Source organism: Vibrio sp. S234-5 (assembly GCF_000960595.1).
Lineage (GTDB): Bacteria > Pseudomonadota > Gammaproteobacteria > Enterobacterales > Vibrionaceae > Vibrio.
The window spans coordinates 1-403 of record NZ_JZAM01000090.1 but is presented as its reverse complement, the minus strand read 5'-3'; the positions used below and the strand labels follow the sequence as shown (position 1 = coordinate 403).

1 rRNA gene is annotated in these 403 nt (G+C 53.1%); it reads left to right on the top strand.

Annotated features, from left to right (window positions below):
- Positions 1-403 (top strand): 23S ribosomal RNA (locus UF06_RS23615); the annotation flags it as partial.

Sequence of the window (403 nt, the reverse complement as noted above, 5' to 3'; positions counted from 1 at the left end):
AAGTTCCGACCTGCACGAATGGCGTAATGATGGCCGCGCTGTCTCCACCCGAAACTCAGTGAAATTGAAATCGCTGTGAAGATGCAGTGTACCCGCGGCTAGGCGGAAATACCCCGTGAACCTTTACTACAGCATGTCACTGAACATTGACCCTACATGTGTAGGATAGGTGGGAGGCTTTGTAGACGTGACGCCAGTTGCTTTGGAGCCGTCCTTGAAATACCTCCCTTGTATGTTTGATGTTCTAACGATGTCCCCTCATCGGGGTCGCGGACAGTGTCTGGTGTGTAGTTTGACTGGGGCGGTCTCCTCCCCCAGTGTAACGGAGGAGCACGAAGGTGGGCTAATCACGGTTGGACATGGTGCGGTTAGTGCAATGGCATAATACCGTTGAACGGCAGGT